The 21,227-nt window shown below is 71.0% G+C and carries 19 protein-coding genes; 4 read left to right on the top strand and 15 right to left on the bottom strand.

What is annotated here, in order from left to right; genetic code table 11:
• Positions 1-183 precede the first annotated feature (183 nt).
• Positions 184-1,659: an MDR family MFS transporter gene (locus U9J66_RS03525; protein ID WP_042281779.1), complete on the bottom strand. Its 1,476-nt coding sequence runs from the start codon at positions 1,657-1,659 to the stop codon at positions 184-186.
• Between the two features lie 350 nt (positions 1,660-2,009).
• On the bottom strand, positions 2,010-2,660 hold the full coding sequence (locus tag U9J66_RS03520; RefSeq protein ID WP_017534710.1) for a maleylpyruvate isomerase family mycothiol-dependent enzyme: 651 nt from the start codon (positions 2,658-2,660) through the stop codon (positions 2,010-2,012).
• Between the two features lie 163 nt (positions 2,661-2,823).
• Between U9J66_RS03520 and U9J66_RS03515 the strand changes: the two genes are divergently transcribed.
• Positions 2,824-4,254 (top strand): gamma-aminobutyraldehyde dehydrogenase, encoded by a 1,431-nt coding sequence (locus tag U9J66_RS03515; protein ID WP_017534711.1) that lies wholly within the window; start codon positions 2,824-2,826, stop codon positions 4,252-4,254.
• 15 nt (positions 4,255-4,269) lie between these two features.
• Here the strand turns inward: U9J66_RS03515 and U9J66_RS03510 are convergent, their stop codons facing one another.
• Positions 4,270-4,926 (bottom strand): TetR/AcrR family transcriptional regulator, encoded by a 657-nt coding sequence (locus U9J66_RS03510; protein ID WP_017534712.1) that lies wholly within the window; start codon positions 4,924-4,926, stop codon positions 4,270-4,272.
• A 177-nt stretch (positions 4,927-5,103) separates the two neighbouring features.
• On the opposite strand from U9J66_RS03510, the gene U9J66_RS03505 reads away from it, so the two are divergent.
• Positions 5,104-6,510, top strand: coding sequence for a flavin monoamine oxidase family protein (locus U9J66_RS03505; protein WP_326337001.1), 1,407 nt, complete (start codon positions 5,104-5,106; stop codon positions 6,508-6,510).
• A 52-nt stretch (positions 6,511-6,562) separates the two neighbouring features.
• Here the strand turns inward: U9J66_RS03505 and U9J66_RS03500 are convergent, their stop codons facing one another.
• The 6 genes from U9J66_RS03500 to U9J66_RS03475 are packed head-to-tail and all read right to left on the bottom strand — an operon-like array spanning position 6,563 to position 13,101.
• Positions 6,563-7,405: an ABC transporter ATP-binding protein gene (locus U9J66_RS03500; RefSeq protein ID WP_326337000.1), complete on the bottom strand. Its 843-nt coding sequence runs from the start codon at positions 7,403-7,405 to the stop codon at positions 6,563-6,565.
• Positions 7,402-8,427, bottom strand: coding sequence for an ABC transporter ATP-binding protein (locus tag U9J66_RS03495; RefSeq protein ID WP_084570201.1), 1,026 nt, complete (start codon positions 8,425-8,427; stop codon positions 7,402-7,404). The genes U9J66_RS03500 and U9J66_RS03495 overlap by 4 nt, the downstream gene beginning before the upstream one ends.
• A gap of 4 nt (positions 8,428-8,431) precedes the next feature.
• Positions 8,432-9,301 carry an ABC transporter permease gene (locus U9J66_RS03490; protein ID WP_042281772.1) on the bottom strand — a complete coding sequence of 290 codons (870 nt, stop codon included), beginning with the start codon at positions 9,299-9,301 and terminating at the stop codon, positions 8,432-8,434.
• Positions 9,298-10,251, bottom strand: coding sequence for an ABC transporter permease (locus U9J66_RS03485; protein WP_017534715.1), 954 nt, complete (start codon positions 10,249-10,251; stop codon positions 9,298-9,300). Before U9J66_RS03485 ends, U9J66_RS03490 begins: the two co-directional genes overlap by 4 nt.
• Positions 10,248-11,882, bottom strand: coding sequence for an ABC transporter substrate-binding protein (locus tag U9J66_RS03480; protein WP_026125027.1), 1,635 nt, complete (start codon positions 11,880-11,882; stop codon positions 10,248-10,250). The genes U9J66_RS03485 and U9J66_RS03480 overlap by 4 nt, the downstream gene beginning before the upstream one ends.
• Before the next feature lie 40 nt (positions 11,883-11,922).
• Positions 11,923-13,101: a C45 family autoproteolytic acyltransferase/hydolase gene (locus U9J66_RS03475; protein WP_014912560.1), complete on the bottom strand. Its 1,179-nt coding sequence runs from the start codon at positions 13,099-13,101 to the stop codon at positions 11,923-11,925.
• 111 nt (positions 13,102-13,212) lie between these two features.
• On the opposite strand from U9J66_RS03475, the gene U9J66_RS03470 reads away from it, so the two are divergent.
• Complete coding sequence (locus U9J66_RS03470; protein WP_014910646.1) at positions 13,213-14,085, top strand: MurR/RpiR family transcriptional regulator; 873 nt, start codon at positions 13,213-13,215, stop codon at positions 14,083-14,085.
• 57 nt (positions 14,086-14,142) lie between these two features.
• Here the strand turns inward: U9J66_RS03470 and U9J66_RS03465 are convergent, their stop codons facing one another.
• Positions 14,143-14,487 carry a cupin domain-containing protein gene (locus U9J66_RS03465; RefSeq protein ID WP_326336999.1) on the bottom strand — a complete coding sequence of 115 codons (345 nt, stop codon included), beginning with the start codon at positions 14,485-14,487 and terminating at the stop codon, positions 14,143-14,145.
• Positions 14,488-14,615: 128 nt separating this feature from the next.
• On the opposite strand from U9J66_RS03465, the gene U9J66_RS03460 reads away from it, so the two are divergent.
• On the top strand, positions 14,616-15,329 hold the full coding sequence (locus U9J66_RS03460) for a creatininase family protein (RefSeq protein ID WP_014910762.1): 714 nt from the start codon (positions 14,616-14,618) through the stop codon (positions 15,327-15,329).
• Here the strand turns inward: U9J66_RS03460 and U9J66_RS03455 are convergent.
• The 5 genes from U9J66_RS03455 to U9J66_RS03435 all read right to left on the bottom strand — a co-directional run bounded on the left by U9J66_RS03455 (position 15,240) and on the right by U9J66_RS03435 (position 21,134).
• Positions 15,240-16,244, bottom strand: a complete 1,005-nt coding sequence (locus tag U9J66_RS03455; RefSeq protein WP_326336998.1) for a lysylphosphatidylglycerol synthase transmembrane domain-containing protein — start codon at positions 16,242-16,244, stop codon at positions 15,240-15,242. The two genes, U9J66_RS03460 and U9J66_RS03455, sit on opposite strands and share 90 nt — an antisense overlap.
• Positions 16,241-17,095 (bottom strand): class I SAM-dependent methyltransferase, encoded by an 855-nt coding sequence (locus tag U9J66_RS03450; protein WP_326336997.1) that lies wholly within the window; start codon positions 17,093-17,095, stop codon positions 16,241-16,243. Before U9J66_RS03450 ends, U9J66_RS03455 begins: the two co-directional genes overlap by 4 nt.
• 184 nt (positions 17,096-17,279) lie before the next feature.
• Entirely contained in the window at positions 17,280-18,377 is a 1,098-nt protein-coding gene (locus U9J66_RS03445; RefSeq protein WP_326336995.1) for a methyltransferase domain-containing protein, read from the bottom strand.
• 134 nt (positions 18,378-18,511) lie between these two features.
• The gene (locus U9J66_RS03440) at positions 18,512-19,315 is read right to left on the bottom strand and encodes an SAM-dependent methyltransferase (RefSeq protein ID WP_014910886.1); all 804 of its coding nucleotides are present in this window, start codon (positions 19,313-19,315) and stop codon (positions 18,512-18,514) included.
• A gap of 157 nt (positions 19,316-19,472) precedes the next feature.
• Complete coding sequence (locus U9J66_RS03435) at positions 19,473-21,134, bottom strand: MDR family MFS transporter (protein WP_326336994.1); 1,662 nt, start codon at positions 21,132-21,134, stop codon at positions 19,473-19,475.
• Between the last annotated feature and the right edge of the window lie 93 nt (positions 21,135-21,227).

Here is a 21,227-nt window from a genome sequence, read left to right as displayed (position 1 = left end):
ATCGCGCGCCCGGCCCCGTAGACCTCAACGTTATCGTTGAACCACTCGTAGACACTTTTCTCGACCGCTCCTCGATATCTGCTGGAAAAGTCTCAAATCGGGGTCAGGGTGGGGGCTCTCCGAACGCGAAGAGGGGGCGGCGGCCGCGTGTGCGGCCACCGCCCCCTCGGGGTCGGATCCGGGTCAGTGCACGGCCGGGGCCGCCGGGGTGCCCTCCTCGGCGGGCGCGGTCGACCTGCGGACCAGGAAGGTCGCGAAGAAGGCCAGGGTCGTGATCACCGCGCCCAGGATGAAGGCGACGTGGATGCCTCCGGCCTCGGCGACGACGGTGTCGGCGCCCTCGGCCGCCCGGCTCGCGGCCACGGCGGACATGACCGCGATGAAGGTCGCGGTGCCCGCGGCGCCCGCCACCTGCTGGACGGTGCCCACCACGGCGCTGCCGTAGGAGTAGAGCCGCTGGGGCAGGGAGCCGAGCGCTCCGGTGAGCAGCGGTGTGAACATCAGGCCCAGGCCCACGCTCAGGACCATGTGCGCGGCGACGATGGCCCCGATCGGGGTCTCGGTGCCGAACTGCGTCATGCTCCACATCACCAGGGTCACCAGGGCGGCGCCCGGGGTGACGAGGGGACGCGGGCCGAACCGGTCGTAGAGGCGGCCGACGAACGGTGCCAGCAGACCCATGACCAGACCGCCGGGCAGCAGGGCGAGCCCGGTCGCGAGCGTGTCGTGGCCCAGGACGTTCTGCATGTAGATCGGCAGCAGGATGATCGTGCCGAACAGCGCCATGAAGCTGACCAGCACCAGGCTGATCGAGATCGAGAACTGGCGGGAGCGGAACACCCGCAGGTCCAGCAGGGCCCGGTCCTCGCGCTGGAGCAGGATCTGACGCCACACGAACAGCACCAGGGCCACGACGCCCACGACGATCGCGACCCACGGCGGGATCGGCGCGCTGGAGTCGGCCGCCTTGCCCAGGCTGGAGAAGCCGTAGACCAGGCCGCCGAAGGCGAAGGCGGACAGGATCACCGAGAGCACGTCGATGCGCACCGAGCGCGGCTCGGTGATGTTGCGGATGAAGGCGGCGCCCAGTGCCAGGCCCAGCAGGGCGATCGGCAGGATCAGGCCGAAGAGCCAGCGCCAGTCCAGCATGCTCAGGATGAGCCCGGACAGGGTCGGACCGACGGCGGGCGCCACCGCCATGACGATGGAGATGTTGCCCATGGTCCGGCCGCGGCGGTCGGCGGGGATCAGGTTCAGCACGGTGGTCATGAGCAACGGCATCATGATCGCCGTACCGGAGGCCTGCACGATCCGGCCCATCAGCAGAACGGTGAAGTTCGGTGCGAGGAAACAGATCAGGGTTCCGAGGCTGAACAGGGTCATCGCGGTGATGAACACCTGTCTGAGGTGGAACCTCTGGAGCAGGAAACCGGTCACGGGGATGACCACGGCCATCACGAGCATGAAGGCGGAGGTCAGCCACTGTCCGGTGGAGACCGAGATGCCCAGGTCGCGGTTGAGGGCGGGCAGGGCCACACCCATGATCGTCTCGTTCAGGATAACGACGAACGCCGAGACCAGGAGAAGCGGAATGACGAGCCGAGTGGCGCGCGCGTCGGCGCCCTCGTCAGTGGTGTTCGGGGTGTTGTTCCTGGTCACGTACTTCCTTGTGCGCTCGTGGGTGGATGAGGATCGACGGATCGGGGGGTGTGCGGCGGCGGGGCCGGCTCGTACCCGACAGGAGAGCCAACTGCGCCGGTCAGAGCAGTATTCCGAGGTCGGTGTGGGAAAGAAAAGTGGTTTTTCCTAGGGAAGAAGGGGAAGTCTCGCACGGTGAGAGGACATGGCGGGGTTTCCTAGGCCGCCATGTCCGTCCGATATGGCCGGGTTGTCCGTCGGGAAGCGGTCTCTACCTGGGGTCCCGTACCGTTCCGGCGAGGGAAGGGGCCTCTCACCCTCCGGTCGGGGAAGACTCACGGCTCGCGTCGGTCCGATGGAGAGGGTGGTGCTCATCTCTCCAGTCGGTGACGCAGTTCGGGCACCCCCGAACCGCTCACCCGGTCCAGGTGGGCGGGGCGTCCGGCCATGAGCATGACGAGCGCGAGCAGCGGCCCCTCCACGGTGGGCAGGTCGGGGTCGTTCGTGGTGAAGCCGGCGTCGGTGGCCCGCAGGAACAGCCCCTTCACCTGGGAGCGGCTGTTCACCGCGAAGTCGCGGGAGGCGAAGAAGCGCGCCACCTCGGCCAGTGCCTCGGGCGCGGGTTCGTACTCCAGCCCCAGGGGGCGCCGGATGTCCTCGCCGTGCACGATGAGCTCCCCGAGCCAGGCGGCGGAGTCCCCCGAGGGCAGGCGCACGGGGTCGCCCCCTTCGGTGCCCAGGGCGGCGAACCGCTCCAGGGTCTCGGTCGGGGTCGAGCGGGCGAAGCGCGCGATCTGTCGGCGATTGTGCACGTCGGGCCGCAGGCCCGCGCGCAGGATGGACACGATCCACCCCAACGCGCCGATGGTCAGGCCCGCGCCCAGGTGGGCGGTCACGTCGTGCACGGTCCAGCCCTCGCAGAGCGATTCCCGTGTCCACTGCTCGTCGGTCAGGTCCCGCAGGTCGGCGACGAGGGCCGCGTGCTCGACGGCGATGGCCCGTCGCGGGTCGGAGGTCTCCATGCGCGCACTCTACGGACCGGTTCGGACAGTTCCGGGAAGGCTCCACGGTCGTCCGCGCCCGGAGCCTCGGATGCGGCGCTCCGAGGGAGGGGGATGTGTTGCCCCTCACTCTCCCGGCCTTTAAAATGAATGACAATCATTAACTCGGTGGTCAGGAGCCCTCATGAGCAGTCGCCTCCAGAACTTCGTCGACGGCGCCTTCGTCGACGCCCACGGGCAGGGGACGATCGACATCGTCGACCCCACGAACGGAACCACCGTCGCGGTGTCGCCGATCTCCGACGACGTCGACGTCGACGCCGCCTTCACCGCCGCGCGGGCCGCCTTCGCCTCCTGGCGCGACGTCACCCCGGGGGAGCGCCAGCGTCTGCTTCTCAAGATCGCGGACGCGGTGGAGGCCCACACCGACGAGATCGTCGAGGCGCAGCACCGCGACACCGGCCAGCCCCGATGGATGATCTCCCAGGAGGAGGTCGGCATGGGCGTGGATCACCTGCGCTTCTTCGCCGGCGCCGCCCGCACCCTGGAGGGGCGCGCCGCCGCCGAGTACATGGAGGGCCACACCTCCTACGTTCGTCGCGAGCCCGTCGGGGTCGTCGCCCAGGTCACGCCGTGGAACTATCCGCTGCTCATGGCCGTGTGGAAGATCGGACCGGCGCTGGCGGCGGGCAACTGCATCGTGCTCAAGCCCTCGGACACCACCCCCGAGTCCACCCTGGTCCTGGCCCGCCTGATCGGCGAGATCCTGCCGGCGGGCGTCTTCAACGTCGTCCTGGGCGACGCCGAGACCGGCCGGCTCATGGTGGAGCACCCCGAACCCGCCATGGTCGCCATCACCGGCTCGGTCCGGGCCGGCCGACAGGTCGCGGCCTCGGCCGCCCAGGGGCTCAAGCGCGGCCACCTGGAACTGGGCGGCAAGGCCCCCGCGGTGGTCTTCGCCGACGCCGACCTGGCCGCCACGGCCAAGGCCCTGGTGGAGTTCGGCACGTTCAACGCGGGCCAGGACTGCACCGCCGTCACCCGGGTGCTCGTCGAGGAGAGCGCCCACGACCGGCTGGTGGAGCTGCTGGCCGAGGCGGCGCGCGGCACCCGCACCGGGGACGCCGACGAATCCCGCAACGACTACGGTCCGCTGAACAACGCCCGGCACTTCGCCTCGGTCACCGACAAGCTGAACCGTCTCCCCGAGCACGCCACCGTGGTCACCGGCGGCAAGGCGGTCGAGGGCGACGGCTTCTTCGTGGAGCCCACCGTCATCACCGGCGTCCGCCAGGACGACGAGCTGGTCCAGGAGGAGACCTTCGGGCCGATCCTGACCGTGCAGACCTTCACCTCCGAGAAGGAGGCGGTGGAGCTGGCCAACGGTGTGGACTACGCCTTGGCCGCCAGTGTCTGGACCTCGGATCACGGCGCCGCGATGCGCCTGACCCGCGACCTGGACTTCGGCTGCGTCTGGGTGAACACGCACGTGCTGCTCACGGCCGAGATGCCGCACGGCGGCTTCAAGCACTCGGGCTACGGCAAGGACCTGTCGCTGTACTCGGTGGAGGAGTACACCCGGGTCAAGCACGTCATGCACGCGCTGGAGATCTGACCCGAGGGACGAGGCTCAGGCGGCGTACTTCCGGCGCAGGCCGTCGATCAGGGCGTCGAGCGCGAGCTCGAAGGCCCGGTCGGCGGCGGCCCGGGGGTCGGCCGACCTTTGGGCCGCGAAGCGGGTGAAGGTGGGGGCCAGGTCCTCCAGGTCGCCCGGATCGAAGATGCCGGCCGGGGCGGAGGCGTCGTAGGCGGCACCGAAGACCAGCGCCTCGACGCCGACGATGATGTCCACCGCGTCCGCGCCGACGATCCCGGCGTCGTTCAGCGCGCGGGTGACGCGTTCGTACATGCGCAGGGTGCGGGGGGAGTCGGCGACCGGCAGGACCGCCATCACCGGGATGAGCGCCGTGTGCTCCATGAAGCACCGCCGGTAGGAATGCGCCCACTGTCGCAGCGCCCGGTCCCAGGGTTCGGTGCCGAACGCGGAGTCGTCGATCCGCTCGTTGACGCGTTCCTGCAACAGGATGAGCACGTCGCGCTTGGAGGAGACGTGGTTGTACAGCGCCGAGGCGGCGACCCCGAGCTCGCGCGCCAGCGCGGCCATGGTCAGGTGTCGGTAGCCCTGTTCGGTCACGATCCTGATCGCGGCCAGGGTGACGCGTTCGCGTGACAGGACCGGCGAGGAGGGTCTGCCCCGGCCTCGTCCGCTGTGCGTTCCCTGGCTCACTGACGCCTGCTTCCTGTGGGGGTGTCGACACGGTTCCCCGACCAGTCTAGAAGCGGCGCGTGCGGGATCGACGACCCGCGCGGCCGACCGACCCGTTCTCGACGTTCGTACTTGACAGGGGCGACGTCGTACCTATTAATGAATGTTGTTCATTTAATTTGTCGAAGGAGCGCACCCATGAGCGGCACACACGTCATCGGCAGCGACGAGGTCCTCGAACGCGATGTCGTGATCGTGGGCGCCGGCCCCGCCGGGCTGATGGCCGCACGCACCCTCCAGGCCGCCGGCCGGACCGTCGCCGTCCTGGAGGCCCGCGACCGGGTGGGCGGACGGACCTGGTCCCGCGAGGTCGACGGGGCCTTCCTGGAACTGGGCGGACAGTGGGTCTCGCCCGACCAGACCGCACTGCTCGGCCTGTTGGACGAGCTCGGGATGAGCACCTATCCGCGCCACCGCGAGGGCGCCAACGTCTACCTGGCCCCCGACGGCTCCCGCCACGAGTACACCGGCGACATGTTCCCGGCGGGGGAGCGGACCGAGAAGGAGATGGCCCGGATCATCGCGACCCTGGACGGCCTGGTCGAGGAGATCGGCGCCGAACGCCCCTGGGACCACCCGCTCGCCCGCGAACTGGACACCGTCACCTTCACCGAGTGGCTGCGCCGCCAGACCGACGACGAGGCCGCTCGGGAGAACATCGGCATCTTCATGGCCGGCGGCATGCTCACCAAACCCGCCCACGCCTTCTCCGCGCTCCAGGCCGTGCTCATGGCCGCCTCGGCCGGATCCTTCTCCCACCTCGTGGACGAGGACTTCATCCTGGACCGCCGTGTGGTCGGAGGCATGCAGTCGGTCTCCCAGACCATGGCGGGCGCCCTGGAGGAGGGCACCGTCCACCTGGAGACCCCGGTCCGGACCATCCGGTGGGGTGGGGAGGACGTCTCGTCCGGGGAACGCGTCACGGTCGTCTCCGAACGCGTCACCGTTCGGGCCCGCCGGGTGATCGTGGCCGTGCCGCCCACCCTCTACTCGCGGATCTCCTTCGAACCCGCGCTGCCCTGGTTCCAGCAGCAGATGCACCAGCACACCTCGATGGGCCTGGTCATCAAGGTCCACGCGGTCTACGAGCGCCCCTTCTGGCGCGACAAGGGCCTGTCCGGCACCGGTTTCGGCGCCGAGGAGCCCTGCCAGGAGGTCTACGACAACACCAACCACGGGGACACGCGCGGCACCCTGGTCGCCTTCGTCTCCGATGAGGTCGCCGACGACCTGCTGCGTCGTCCCGCCGAGGAACGTCGGGACACGATCCTGCGCTCCCTCGCGAACTACCTGGGGGAGGAGGCGCTGGAGCCCGACGTCTACTTCGAGTCGGACTTCGCCTCCGAGGAATGGACCCGGGGCGCCTACGCCGCCAGCTACGACCTCGGCGGCCTGCACCGCTACGGGGCCGAGCAGCGCTCGCCCGTGGGCCCCATCGGCTGGGCCTGCTCCGACCTGGCGGCCGAGGGCTACCAGCACGTGGACGGCGCGCTGCGTCAGGGCCGTCGGGCGGCCGAGGAGGCCTTGACGGCCCTCACCGACTGACCCGCGCCCTCATGGACCCGGACCGGCCCCGCCCGCACGCGGGGCCGGTCCGTCACGCCTGTGCGGTCGCGGCGAACTCGGCGCGCAGACGCACCACCTCGGCCGGGTCCCAGCCCGGCCCCGGCACGCTGGAGGCCAGCATGCGCGTGTAGGGGTGCTCCGGCTCGCGCAGGACCCGCCGGGTCGGACCGTGCTCGACCGCCCGCCCCCGGTACATGACCAGGACCTCGTCGGTGACCTGCCCGACCACGGCCAGGTCGTGCGAGACGAAGACCAGGGACACCCCGGACTCCTCACGGATCCGGGCCAGCAGGCGCAGGATCTGCGCCTGTACCGACACGTCCAGCGCGGAGACCGCCTCGTCCAGGACGAGCACGGAGGGGCCCGCCGCCAACGCGCGGGCGATCGCCAACCGCTGACGTTGACCGCCGCTGAGCCGGTGCGGCCGTGCCTCCGCCTCCCGGGCGCCCAACCCCACCTGTTCGAGGAGCTCCAGGGCGCGCCGGTCGGCCTCGGCACGCTCCGCCCCGTGCAGCCGCAACACGTGGTGCAGGCACTGGGCCGCGGTGAGCCGTCGGTCCAGGGATTCCAGGGGGTTCTGGAAGACCAGCTGGATCTCCCGGGCCCGCCGCAGGCGCGCGGCGCGGCCGCGTTCACGGACCCCTCGGGTCCGACCCGCCACCCGGATCTCCCCGGAGTCGGGCCGTTCCAGGCCCACCAGCATCCGGGCCACGGTGCTCTTGCCGGAGCCGGACTCGCCGACCACGCCCAGGGAGCCGCCGGGCGCGAGTTCGAACGAGACGTCGTCCACCGCCACCAGGTCCGGCACGCCTCGGCCCATGGGGAAGGCCCTGCGCAGTCCGCTCACCGACAGAGCCGCTTCGTTCGGGATCATCGTGTCTCCTCGTCCCGGCGGAGGGTGTCCGCCCCTTCGGTTCCGGCGTCGACGGTCTCGGTCCCGCCGTCCTCCCTCTCCGCCCGCAGACAGGCCACACCGCCGTCGGGCAGCGCGTGCGTGCGCGGTCGCCAGGTCGTACAGGCGTCGATCGCCTCGGGGCAGCGCGGGGCGAACGGACAGCCGTCGAAGGCGGTGGACAACGAGGGCGGCGAGCCGGGGATCGGCTCGGGGGCCAGGTCGGAGTCCAGACCCGGGTTGCAGGCGATCAACCCTCGCGTATAGGGGTGGCGCGGGTCGGCGAACAGCGCCGACGCCTCACGGGACTCCACCACCCGGCCCGCGTACATCACGTGCACACGGTGACAGTAGGCGGCGGCCAGATGCAGGTCGTGGGTGATGAACAGGACGCCCATGCCCCGGCTCTCGCGCAGATCGCGCAGGACCGAGAGCACCTCGGCCTGGGTGGTGGCGTCCAGGGCGCTGGTGGCCTCGTCGGCGAGCAGGAGCTCGGGTTCGGTGGCCAGGGCCGCGGCGAGCACGACCCGTTGCAGCATGCCCCCCGACATCTCGTGCGGGTACTGACGGAAACGTTCCTCGGGCCGGTTCAGCCCCACCTCCGTCATGAGGTCCAACGCCTTGGCGCGGGCCTCGGCCTTGGGCGTGCCCAGGGCCAGGATCAGGCGTTCGGTGAGGAAGTCGCCCACGCGCCGGACCGGGTTGAGCACCGAACGCGGGTCCTGGAAGACCATGGACACCCGACGGGAGCGGAGTTCGGTCAGTTCGGCGGGGGAGGCGGCGAGCACGTCGGTCCCGCCGACGCTCGCGCGTCCCCGGACCGAGGCGCCCTCGGGCAGGAGCCGCAGGACGGCGCGGGCCGTCGTGGACTTCCCCGAACCGGACTCCCCGACCAGGCCGACGACCTCCCCGGGTTCCACGGTCAGAGCGACCTCGTCCAGGACGGGCCGGCGCGTCTCGGCGCCGGGCAACGCGACGGTGAGGTTCTCGATATCGAGCAGCACGCGTCTACCTCCGTGAGTTCAGTCGGTCGGCGACACGCACCCCGACGATGTTGAACGCGACCACGACCAGGGCGATGGCCGCGCCGGGGACCAGGGCGGGCCACAGGACCCCCTGGATGAGCGCGGACTGCCCCTCCTGGACCATCAGGCCCCACTCGGAGCTGGGCGGCTGCGCGCCGAAGCCGAGGAAGCTGAGCGTGGCCAGGCTCATCAGCCCCTCGCCGAAGAGCACGACCAGATATCCGAGCAACGCGGGGGCCATGTTCGGGATGAGGTAGCGCAGGCAGATGACGAGGCCGCTCACCCCCTGCACCCGGTAGGCGTCGATATAGGGCTTGGAGCATTCGGCCAGCGCGACGCTGCGGGTGAACTTGGCGATGATCGGGGTGAACGCCAGGCCCAGGGCGACGACCGCGGTGGTCATGCCGCTGCCGAACACCGCGATCACGAGCACCACGAACAGGAGCCCGGGGAAGGCGTACATGACGTCGGTGACCCGGGCCAGGAGGACGTCCACCCAGCCGCGCCGCCAGGCGGCCAGGGTCCCCATCGCCACGCCCAGGACGGAGGCGAGCACGAGCAGGGCCAACGGGCCCAGCAGGCTCTCGCGCGCTCCATGGACGACCCGCGAGAGCAGGTCGCGCCCCATCTGGTCGGTGCCCAGCCAGTGGTCGGCGCCGGGCGGCGCCCAGATGTTCCCGAAGTCGATGGCGTTGGGATCGGCCGGGGCGACCACCGGGGCGAACAGGGCGGCCAGGACCACGGCGACGAGGAAGCCCGAGCTCACCCAGAGCGCGCCGCGCCCTCCGTTCCTTCGGACGTCGCGGATCCCGGCGCCCATGGTGACGGCGCCGGTGGGAGACTGCGCGGTCATACCCTGTTCCTTTCGAGACGGACCCGCGGGTCCAGCAACGGGTGCACGAGGTCGATCAGGGTCGTGACCCCCATGTAGGCGACCACCATGCACAGCAGGACGGCCTGCACCACGGGGAAGTCGAGGTTGTTGATGGCGTCGACGAGCAGGGCCCCGATACCGCTGAGACCGAACGCCGACTCGATGACCACGGTCCCGCTGAGCATGCTCGCGGTGACCAGGCCGCACATGGTCACCACGGGGCCCAGGGCGTTGCGCAGGACGTGCCGGCGGACCACGTGCCTCTCGGCGACCCCCGAGGCCCGCGACGCCGAGACGTGCTCCAGGTCGAACTGCTCCACCATCGTCTGTCGGGTGACCCGGGAGACGATGGCCAGGGCGCCGGTGGCCAGGGCGATCGCGGGCAGGGTGAGGTGGTGGATCCGGCCGATGAACCCCTCGCCGAGCCCGGTCACCGGGAACCAGCCCAGCCGGACGCCGAACAGGGAGATCAACGCGATGGCCATGACGAACGACGGGATCGACGCGGCCAGCGTGGTGCCCGCGGTGACGGCGGAGTCGGTACGACGGCCCCGTCGTACCGCCGACAGGGCGCCCAACGCGATACCCAGGACGGTGAAGAGCACCGCCGCGTAGGCGACCAGGGACACCGTGGTGGGAAGGCGGGTGAGGATGAGGTCGCCCACCGCCGCGTTGTACTGGAACGAGGTCCCCAGGTCGCCGGTGACGGCTCCGGTCAGCCACAGCCAGTACTGCACGAGCAACGGCTGGTCGAGGTTGTACTCGGCGCGGACCGCGGCGATCCGTTCCGGGGTGACGTTCTCGGGGTCTCCCACCAGGAACGACACCGGGTCGCCGGGGGCGGCGTACATGGCGCCGAAGATCAGCGCCGAGGCCACCGCCAGGGTCAGGAGCATGCCGCCGAGGCGGCGCAGTACGTGCGCGATCATCGTCCTTCGTCCTCTCGGGCGCCCAGGTCGGCGGCCCACGGATAGAAGAGGAACGCGGAGGAGGCGGGCGCGCCCGTGACCTCGGGTCCCATGGCCAGGGTCGTGGGCACCTGGACGACGGGGATCCACGGCATGGCCTCGGTCCAGCGTTCCTGGAGCTCCACGGCCAGTTCGGCCCTCTCGGCGTCGTCGGTGGCGGCCTGGGCCTCCTTGACGAGGCGGTCGTAGTCCTCGTCGGCGAAACCGGAGTAGTTCACCCCGGCGTCGGAGGCGCCGTTCTTGTAGAAGCCCACGGGGTCGTTCTTGGAGATCCAGTACTCGTCGGAGAACAGGTCCACCTGGGCGCGCAGCTCGGGGTCGACGTAGTAGCTGCCGAACTGCTGTCGGGGCACGGTGAGGATCCGCATCTCCAACCCGATCTTGGCCGCCGCGTCGACGGTGGCGTTGGCGATGATGGTGCGCGCCGGTTCGCCGTCGTTGGCGATGACGAGCGGCTCCTCGGGGGCGCCGGCCTCCTCGACCAGGGCGCGGGCCTCCTCCAGTTCACGTTCGCCGGGGTCGGAGGGGGCCGCGTCGAGGGCCTCGTAGGCCTCCTCGAAACGTTCCCGCTCGTAGCCCCAGCCGCCGGGGCCCAGGGGAGTGGACCACGGTTCGGCCAGCCCTCCGAAGGCTGAGCGCGAGATGCCGTCGCGCTCCAGGGCCAGGGACAGGGCGCGGCGCAGACGCGGGTCGGCCAGGCCGCCGCGTTCGGTGGTGATCAGGGACCACACATTGGTGGAGGGCCCCTGGTACACCTGGACGGTCTCGTCGCGCAGCAGCGGGACGGCCGCCGAGGCGGTGTCGAGGTAGGCGCCGTCGGACTCCCCGGTGTTCAGGGTGTTGACGACGGCGTTCTCGACGGCCCAGCGGAACTCGACCCGGGCCACGTTCGCGGCCTTCTCGGGGTTCCAGTAGGCGTCGTCCCGTTCCAGTACGACCCGGCTGCCCGAGCTCCACTCGGCGAGCCGGTAGGGGCCGGTACAGGCGTCCGAGCCCTGGGGCGTGCCGTAGGCGTCGCCGTCGGCCTCCAGGGCGCGACGGTCGTAGACGATGCCGCCGTTCCCGGCCATGGCGGGCACGAACACGGCGTCGCGCTGGGTCATGGTCACGGTGACCTCGCGCTCCCCGGTCGCCTCGATCCGTTCGACGTTGGTGTACTCGTCGGACTCCTCCGCGCCCTCCGCGGAGTGGCGCTCCATGCTCCACACCACGTCGTCCGCGGTGATCGGGGCGCCGTCGCGGAAGGCGGCGTCGGGGTTCAGCCGGAAGACGACGGTGTCGTCGTCCTCCCATTCGGCGTACTCGGCCAGGCCGGGGCCGATCGAGAGGTCGGGCGCCACCCGCATGAGCCGCTCGCAGACGTTGGCGAGGACGGTGTTCTGCGCGGTGCCGCCGTTGGCGTCCAGGTCCAGTGACGTGGGCTCGGAGGGGAGCATCCAGGTCACCGAGTCCAGTTCTCCGGCGGGCGCGGCGGTGGTGGTGGTCAGGTCGATCTCCGTGCCCGCGGGCGGGGCCGTACAGGCGGTCACGGCGAGCGCGAGGACGGCGGCGGGGATCACCGCTCGGGAGCGGCGTGGTGCTCTGTCCTTCACAACGGTCTTCTCCAGGGAAAGGGGGATACGAATGATGGGGTCAGCTCCGTGGGCCCGGGCCGTCGTAGAGGTTCCAGGGCATGAGCTCGTAGGCGTTCTCGCAGGGGTTTCCGGCGGTGACGCGGTATTCGCCGCTGGTGAGGTCGACGAGGCTGGAGAGCAGGGTGGACCAGCGGCGTACCTCGGGGGCGGCGGGGTCGGGGTGGGTGCACAGGGACTCGGGGTGGCCGAGGTGGTCGGACATGGCCGCGTGGACGGCGGCCCGCACCTGTTCGGGGCTTCGGGCGTCGCGGACGGCGTCCAGCCCGCGTCGGGCCCGGGGCACACGGATGAGCGAGTCGGTGGCCAGCGGGCGGTAGGCCTCGGCGAGCTGGGGCGGGATACCGGCCTGGTAGTGGTTGCCGTGCACGAGCAGACCCTCGCCGTCGGGGTACATCCACTGGCAGGGGCCAGGGGTGGTCTCGACGTCGATCGCGAAACCGGATTCGTGGGTCAGCAGCGCGTTGCTGGCGATGTGGGCGCGCGTCTTGACCAGCACGTTCAGGGCGTCGGAGAGTCGGGCGGAGTCCAGGACACGGCGGCGGATGAGGGTCTGGGGCACGCCGACGGCCGAGCCGAAGCGTCCCCCGAGGCCGTTGGCGTTGAGCGCGATACCGGCGGAGTTGGCCCCGTGCCGGCCGACCTGTCCGGCCTCGACCTGCATGATGAGCGTGGGCTTGGGCGGCTGGACCACGCGGAGCATCAGGATGGTGTCGGTGGTGCCGTGCCGCCAGTCCCAGTTCTGTCCGGCGTAGACGTGGCCGTCGCCCGAGGCGCCCTCGGCCAGGGCGAACGAGGTGCAGCCGTCCGAGGCGTCCCGGTCGTCGGTCTCGGTGGCCGCGGGCATGGTGCGGAAGGAGGAGTCGTAGATGATCTCTCCGCGCACGTTGAGCGCCATGATGTCGAGGAGGTCGACCCCGGCGCCCTCGGCGATGCCCTCCATCTCGGTGACCATGTCGGCGTCGAAGGCGCGGCAGGGGTCGAGCCAGCCGCGGGCGCGGTCGAGGACGCCGCCCCAGCTCAGCCCGGTCTGCTGGGTGAAGGCGCGCTCGTAGAAGCCCATGGCGGCGACGATCTGCTCCCGCGCGGCCTCTCCGTAGGCGATGCCGCGTTCGCGCGGACCGCCGGAGATCTCGACGAGCGGCAGGCCCGATGCCGTTCGCGGCGTGGGTTCGGTCATGGTGGTGCTCCCCCGAACACGTCCTGTAACATTCATTACGAGGACATGAATAGTTGAAACGAACGTTTCTTCAGGAGTGTAATGAGTGATACGCCACAGTCAAGAGCTGTAATGAATAGTTCTTCGAACCCGGGCCTGGAACGGCTCCACACCCTGGTGCGCACCCACTGGGACGACCTCTCCCCGGCCGAACGATCCGTGTGTCGCCTGCTCACGGCCTCGCCGGTCGAACAGATCCTCTACTCCAACGCCCAAGAGCTCGGTTCCGCCAGCGGCACCAGCAACGCCAGCGTCATCCGGACCCTGCGCCGACTCGGGTACACCGGACTGCCCGCCCTCAAACAGGAGATCGCCGCCCCCTTCACCTCCGAGGTCGCCCCGGAGGTACGGCTGCGCGAACGGATCGACCGCATGGGCCGGGACTTCACCTCCCTGTGGGGGCGGGTCGTCGACGAGGCGCGCGACCGCGTCGAACACGTCCGCACGGCCACCTCCTCCGAAGAACTCACCCGGGCCGTGGAGGTCCTGGCCGAGGCCGAACAGACCCTCGCCTACGGAGTCGGCTCCTCCAACATCGCCGCCGAACACCTGGCCCTCAAACTCAACCGGATCGGCGCCCGCGCCCGCCCCATCGACACGGACGGCTTCCGCCTGGCCGACGACCTGCTGGGCGTCCACAGGGGCGACGCCGTCGTCGTCTTCGCGCCCGGACGCGTCCTGCCCGAGGTCGAGGTGCTCTTCGAACGGGCCCGCGCGGTGGGCGCCCGATCGATCCTGGTGACCGACGAACTCGCCGATGAGCTCCGGGACGGAGTCGACATCGTCCTGTCCGCCCCGCACACCCCCACCGGCATGACCGCCGAGGCGCTGACCGGCATCATCGTCGCCGACGCCCTCGTCCAGGCGGTGACCACCGTCCACCCGGACCGGGCCGTGCGCACCTCCCACGAACTCACCGCCTGGCGCGGGCGCCTGGGCCACTGACGACGCGGACCCCCACCGCCGGTCGGCGAGGGGGTCGCGCTCGTACGGATTCCTCGTTCAGTGGGCGGGGACCGACACGCAGGCGAGCTCGGTGTCCTCCTCCGCGCGCAGCTCGCCCGGGGAGTGCTCCGGGACGTGCAGGAGGTCGCCGGGGCCCGCCGTCACGACGCGGTCGGGGGTGCGCAGTGTCATGGCTCCGGAGACGACGACCCACACCTCCTCGTAGGGTGCGGGCAACGTCGCGACCTCTCCACGATCGAACCGGGCGTAGTAGGCGCTCAGCGGGCCGCCCTCCTCCTTCGTGACCACGGGGCCGATCCGGATTCCGTGATCGCCCAGGTCCTGCCAACCCTCGACCTCCTTCGCGGAGAACCGACGGGCCCCTTCTCCCGAGTGGGACATCCTGCTCCTTCATCCGAACGGACACGGCCGACGTTCAGTCGAACACCTCAAGTCGAGTCGAGGTCAAGGGCTTCGCCACGGTCGGGGGTCGTTGTCTCCTCCTGGGGGAGATGGGGAGAATGTCCCCCATGGACTTCTCCGATCCCCTACCGTCGACCACCAGTGAGGACGAGGGCCGCGCCTCCTCCCGGGTGGCGCTGCTGCCCGTCGGAAGCCTCGAACAGCACGGCCCCCACCTGCCGTTGACCACGGACACCATCGTGGCCTCCGCGCTGGCGCAGTCCCTGGCCGACGCCAACCCGGGGCTGCGCCTCCTGCCCCCCATCACCTTCGGCTGCTCGCACGAGCACGCCTCCTGGCCCGGCACGGTCAGCGTCTCGGCGCCCACCCTGCACGCCATGGTCTCCGACGTGGCCGACTCCCTCCGGGCCGCCGGGACGCCCAAACTGGTCGTGGTCAACGGCCACGGGGGCAACCACGTCCTGGCCAACCTGGTGCAGGCCTCCGGAGGGGACATGGCGCTCTTCCCCGGCCCGAACGACTGGGAGGCCGCGCGCAAGAGCGCCGGCATGCGCACCACCAACGACCGCGACATGCACGCGGGGGAGCTGGAGACCTCGGTCCTGCTGCACGCGCGCCCCGACCTGGTCCGCACCGGCTACCAGGAGGCCGACCACCTCGCCGACCGGCGCGACCTGATGCTCACCACCGGCCTGGCCCGCTACACCCGTTCCGGGGTCGTCGGACAGCCCTCACGCGCCACGGCCGTCAAGGGGCGGGACCTGCTCTCGGCCCTGGTCAAGGGGTTCTCCGCCTACCTGGCGGTCCTCGACCCGAAGTAGGCGCCACAGGAACACCACCCCGCCGGGCAGTGAGGCCACCAGCGCGAGCAGCCCGTAGACCACGGACACCGTCAACCCGACGGACGCCCCCAGCCCCACGGCGCCGAAGACCAACGCGGTCACCGCCTCACGCGGACCCCAACCGCCCACCCCGGCGGGGACGCTCATCGCGATCAGGGCGGCCACGGCCGGAGGCAGCAGCATCCCCACGGGCTCGGTGACCCCGGCAGCCCGGGCGGCCAGCACGAACAGGGTCACGTGACCGGCCAGGGCCGCCACCGACAGCACCAGGACCGCCGGACCGGTGGTCCTGGTGCACAGCCCGTTCCGCACGTCCCGGGCCGTCTCCGTCAGGACCCGCCACCAGAGCGCGTCGCGCCTCCGCCCGAGCCGGGGCGCGCATACGGCCACCGCCGCCACCAGCCCCGCCACCCCGGCCCAGACCGCCACCGTGACCACGCCCGGGCCCGTCGACGCGGCGGGCAGGACGAACAACGCGACCGTCCCGGCCGCCGCCAACACCACCTGACCGGCCATCCGCTCCAGGACCACCGCGCGCACCCCTCGGGGCACGTCGCCCGCGTCACGACCATGATCGATCGCCCGGTGCACGTCGCCGAGCACCCCGGAGGGCAGCACCGCGTTCAGGAAGACGGCCCGGTAGTAGTCGCCCACCGCCCGCGACCAGGGAAGACACAGCCCCGTTCCACGCGCCACCGTCCACCACCGGGCCGCGCACAGGACGGTGGTGGCCAGGCCGATCCCCAACGCCGAGAGCGCGAGGCCGACGTCGATCGCCTCGAAGGCGTCGGTGAGGGCGTCCAACGGAGACCACCACACCACCCCGGCCAGGAGCAGCAGCCCGATCAAGGGGCGCGGCCACCACGCCCCCGGAACGGTCGGCCGGGGTCTCACCGGCCCTCCGGCCCCCTCGGTGGAAGGGCCAACAGGTCGGTATGGTGCACGACCGCGCCCAGCTCGCCGCGTTCGCACTGGGCCAGCCGACGGTGCAGGTAGTCCCCTGGCACCCGCTCCGGCCTCATCTCGACGGCCGCCTCCACACGACCGGACAACCAGGCCAGGGTCAGCGGGACGCGTTCGGGACACAACCGCCACGGCGAGGGGGAGGCCGACACCCGGTACCCGGACCTCTCGAAGAGCTCGGTCATCACCACGACCGCGTCCGGCCCCAACGCCCCACGGCGACGCTGGTGGTCGTTGAAGGCGGAGTTCACCGCCGCGTCGGCCGGATCGCTCGGGAACAGCTCCACCCGCCCGGTGACGGACAGGGTGAACAGCGCCGCGCCCCCGGCCCCCGTCACGGCCCGCACCAGCGCCGCCACCTCGTCGAAGGACAACAGGTCCAGCAACGCCGAGCCGGTCACCAGGTCGACCTCGGCCAGATCCCGCGCGGTGAGGGAACGCAGATCCCGTCGGTACATGCGGGCACCGACCTCGGACCCGTCCGCGCCGGCCACCGGCATGGACGCCCCGGCCAGGTCCAACAGGTTCGAGTCCAGGTCGTAGAGGCTCCAGCTCTGCGGGCCGTGCAGCCGAGGGGCCAGCCAGCGCCCCTGAGAGCCGGTCCCGCACCCCAGGTCGGCGATCCTCAACGGAGGACGGTCGGCCCGCGACCCCCGCCCGGTGAGATGGACCCGGAGCGGGTCCAACGGGGCGGTGGAACGGGCCTCGGCGTCGGCCTCCTCGCGCAGGGACAACCACTCCGGGGCGAAGGTCGAGGAGAGGTGGTCGGATGGTGGGTTCAACGGGGCTCCTCCGAGCGGGACGCGGCCGCGGACGGGCGTCTTTCCCCCAGCCTGCCGGCTCGGGTCGGCCCGGATGGGCCGAACGCCCGAGCGCGCTCCCCTTCGGGGCGGACACGATCGGGTGTGTCCTCGGGGTCCTACCCGAGAAAGGCCGGCTTCAACGGAGCACCGAGTCCTGGGCGGCTCAGCGGTGTTCCCATACGCCCAGGTCCGGGGCGCGGACCCGCCGGACCCCGTTCTTCGGGTCCACCTCCAGGGAGAACGCCTCCAGGGGCGGCCGGCCCGCCTCGGTCAGGGCATCGTAGGCGGCGGCCAGTTCCCCGAACAGGTCGCGTTCTCCGCCGCCGGTGACGGTACCGTCGGGCCACACGTAGGCCCAGGAGGCGTCCGCGGTGCCGAGATGGACGATCCGTCCGATGTCCCCCTCGAAGGGGCGTGCGCCCACGCCCGGACGCACGCCGGGGAGCATGAGCATGAGCCGGGTGAGCAGACGGTCGTCGATCAGCGCGTCCGAGGTCGCCGAGAGCCGCCGTTCGTACTCGGGCTCCGCCCCGATTCCGGGGAAGGGGGACTCGGAGACGCGCTGGGTCCGGTCGTGCATGAACACGGCGTCGCGGACGAAGGGCCCGTAGGCGCTCCCGTCGTCCCGCACCCGCAGGGCCGCCACGGGTGTGGATTCGTGTTCGGAGGAGGGCGCCCAGGGGACGACGATCGGCGCGCCGACCGGTACGCTCTCGATCCACTCCTCGGGCACCCGGCTCACCGCGCAGGTGGCGATGATCGCGTCGTATCCGCCCTCGGGGATCTCGGCGTCGTGGACGACCCGGACCCCGGTCGCGTCGAGTCGCCCCCGCGCGTGGGCGGCGACGTCCGGATCGATCTCCACCGAGGTGACCGAGCCGGTGGGGCCGACCAGCGAGGACAGGATCGCCGCGTTCCAGCCGGTGCCCGTACCGATCTCCAGCACACGGTCGCCGGGGCCCACCCGGGCCGCGCGGATCATGTCCGCCATCACCTGGGGATGGGACGAGGACGAGGAAGGGGTGTTCACCGGCCCGGAGCCCCCGTCGTCGGCCTGCGTGGTGACCGGCGCGAAGGCGTAGACACAGGAGACCCACCGCTCGGGGTCGGCGGTGCGCCGCAGCGGCAGCCCGTTCGCGTCGGGCCAGATCAGGTCGGGGACGTACCGGTGGCGTGGGTGGTCGGCGAACGCGGCCCGGATCGCCTCGGTCGTGTCGAGCCGGGCCACGAGCCGCGCGTGAAGGTCGTACAGGTCCGCCACTCGACATCTCCCCCTGATGATCCCGGTACCGCCGGTACTCGTTCCCCGTGAGGCCCCGTCGCTCACCTGCGGATCGTGGAACGGGGGAGGGGCCGGGCCCGCACGGGCCCGGCCCCTCCCGGGGGTCTCGAGGGTCAGGGCTTCTTGGCCAGACCGGCGTACTGGGGCAGGTCGCGGATGGAACCCAGCTCGGAGGGCTCGGGGCGCCAGCGGAACACCGACACCACGCCGGGGTCCACCAGGTCGAGGCCGTCGAAGTAGGCGCTGAACTCCGGAAGCGTGCGCATGATGTAGGGCTGGGCGACGTGCTCCTGCCACAGGCTCATGCCCGCGCGGGCGTTCTCGTCCGGGGCGTCGCCCTCCTCGCCGGAGTAGACGCCGTCGCACACGGCCAGCAGGCTGCCCGCCGGAAGGGCGTCCACGTAGGTCTTGACGAGTTCGATCGCCGCCTCGGGCTCGAAGTGGCCCATGGTGCCCATGAGGGTGAGCAGGATCGGCTTGTCGAAGTCCAGGGTCTCGCGCGCGGCCTTTAGGACGGCCTCGGTGTCGCGCAGGTCCTCGCCGACGAACTGGGTCCGGCCCTCCTCGTGGCCCACCAGCAGGGCGCGCGCGTGGGTCAGGACCAGGGGGTCGTTGTCGACGTAGACCACGTGCGACTCGGGGGCCAAGGCCTGGGCCACCTCGTGGGTGTTGTTCGCGGTGGGAAGACCCGTGCCGACGTCCAGGAACTGGCGGATGCCCTCCTCCTGGATCGCGTACGTCACCGCGCGCCGCAGGAACAGCCGGTCGCCGACGGCGATCTCGGTGATCTCGGGGAAGAGCTCCTTGACCCGGTCGCCGATCTCTCGGTCGACGGGGTAGTTGTCCTTGCCCCCGAGCCAGTAGTTCCACACGCGGGCGGTGTGGGCGACGGTGGTGTCGATGGGGGTGTCCGTCATGGGGGCCTTTCGAATCGGGGGCCGGTTCGTGCGAAACCGGGCGGCATCCGAAGTCTGATGGCCCCCGGGCCTCCCGCGCAACCCGGAAAGCCCGGCGCCGCCGGGCTTTCCGTCTCTCGAAGGGACCCGGTCCCCCTTCGAGAGACGGGCTACCAGGTCAGGAGGGCAGAGGGTCCGTCTCGTCGCGCACCGGACCCTTCTCGTCACGGTGCGTCGCACGCCGCATGTTCCGCTTTTCCGGACCTGGAGGAACATCGGTATCGGTCGTGCTCGAAACCGGCTCCTCTTCCTCACCGGGGAGGTCGATGGTGTCGCGGAGTCGCACGTCGGGCAGGAAGAACGCCACGATCAGCCCGAAGACGGCGATCCCGGCGGCGACGAGGAAGAGGTCGCCGGTGGCCGAACCATAGGCGTTCTCCACGATCTGCCTCAGGAACGGAGGCATGCCCGCCAGATCGAGGGTTCCGGCGTCGGCCCCGCCCCCGTCGGTGGGGACGCCCATCTCGTCCAGCCGCGAGGTGATGTTCGAGCTCACCCGTGAGGCGAGGATCGCGCCGAGCACCGACACCCCGATGGTGCCGCCCAGGGAGCGGAAGAACGTGATCGCGCCGCTGGCCGCGCCGAGCTCGCTCAGCGGGACCGAGTTCTGGACGACCAGGACCAGGTTCTGCATCGACATGCCCACGCCCAGGCCGACGGCGAGCATCCCGAGGGAGACCACGAGCAGCGAGGTGGAGGCGTCGATGGTGGACAGCAGCAGGAAGCCGAGCGTCAGCGTGGTCAGACCGGTGAGCACGTAGGGCTTGACCCGGCCCGAACGGGAGACCATCCATCCGGCGACGGTGGAGGCGCCCATGGTGCCGAGCATGAGCGGGGTGGTGAGCAGGCCGGCCGCGGTGGGGGAGTAGCCGCGGGAGAGCTGGAAGTACTGGCCGAGGAAGACCGCTCCGCCGAACATCGCCATGCCCACGGCGACGCTGGCGAGGATGGCGATGGCGGTCTCGCGGCGCACCACCAGGTGCAGTGGGATGACCGGCTGGGAGACCCGGTTCTCCACCCACACGGCCAGGGCCAGCAGGACGAGGCCGCCCGCGACCATCGCGCCGCTCTGCCAGGAGATCCAGTCGAAGGAGCCGCCCACGAAGGTGACCCACAGCAGCAGGGTGCTGACACCGGCGGCGATGAGGGTGGCGCCCACGTAGTCGACGCGGGTGTCGTGGCGGCGCACGTCGGCCAGGTGCAGGGTGCGGGTGATCACGACCATCGCGACCAGCATGAAGGGAACGCCGATGAAGAAGCACCAGCGCCAGCCCAGCCACGAGGCGTCGGTGAGGGCGCCGCCGATGAGAGGGCCGCCGACGGTGGCCACGGCCATGACCGAGCCGATGAGGCCGTTGAGGCGACCGCGTTCCTTGGGGCTGACCAGCGCGCCGATGATCACCTGGACCAGGACCTGGGAGGCGCCCATGCCCAGTCCCTGGATCGCGCGGAAGGCGATGAGCTGTCCGGTGGTCTGCGCGAAGCCGCACAGCAGGGAGGCCACGATGAACAGCACGATGGAGATCTGGAGCAGGCGCTTCTTGTCGAACAGGTCGGCGAGCTTGCCCCAGATCGGGGTGGAGGAGGTGGACGCCAGGAGGGTCGCGGTGACCACCCAGGTGTACTGGGACTGGGTTCCTTGGAGGGAACCCACGATCTGGGGGAGGGCGACCGAGACGATCGTTCCGCTGAGCATCGTCACGCCCAGCACGATCAGGAGCCCGGTGAGGCTGCGCTTGACCGTCGAACGTTCGGTGCCCTGTGACTGAGGAGTACTCAAGGGCTGACCTCTGGAGAGAGAAGAACGTGCAGAAGGAGAAAACCTGCTGGTGGGGCAAAAATACAGAGTAGGCATTTTTGCAGCCCCTGCACG

The organism is Nocardiopsis sp. LDBS1602, assembly GCF_035818715.1.
GTDB classification, from domain to species: Bacteria; Actinomycetota; Actinomycetes; order Streptosporangiales; family Streptosporangiaceae; genus Nocardiopsis; species Nocardiopsis alba.
Note: the sequence above shows the minus strand (reverse complement) of the source record. Positions and strands in the feature narration are given on the sequence as shown.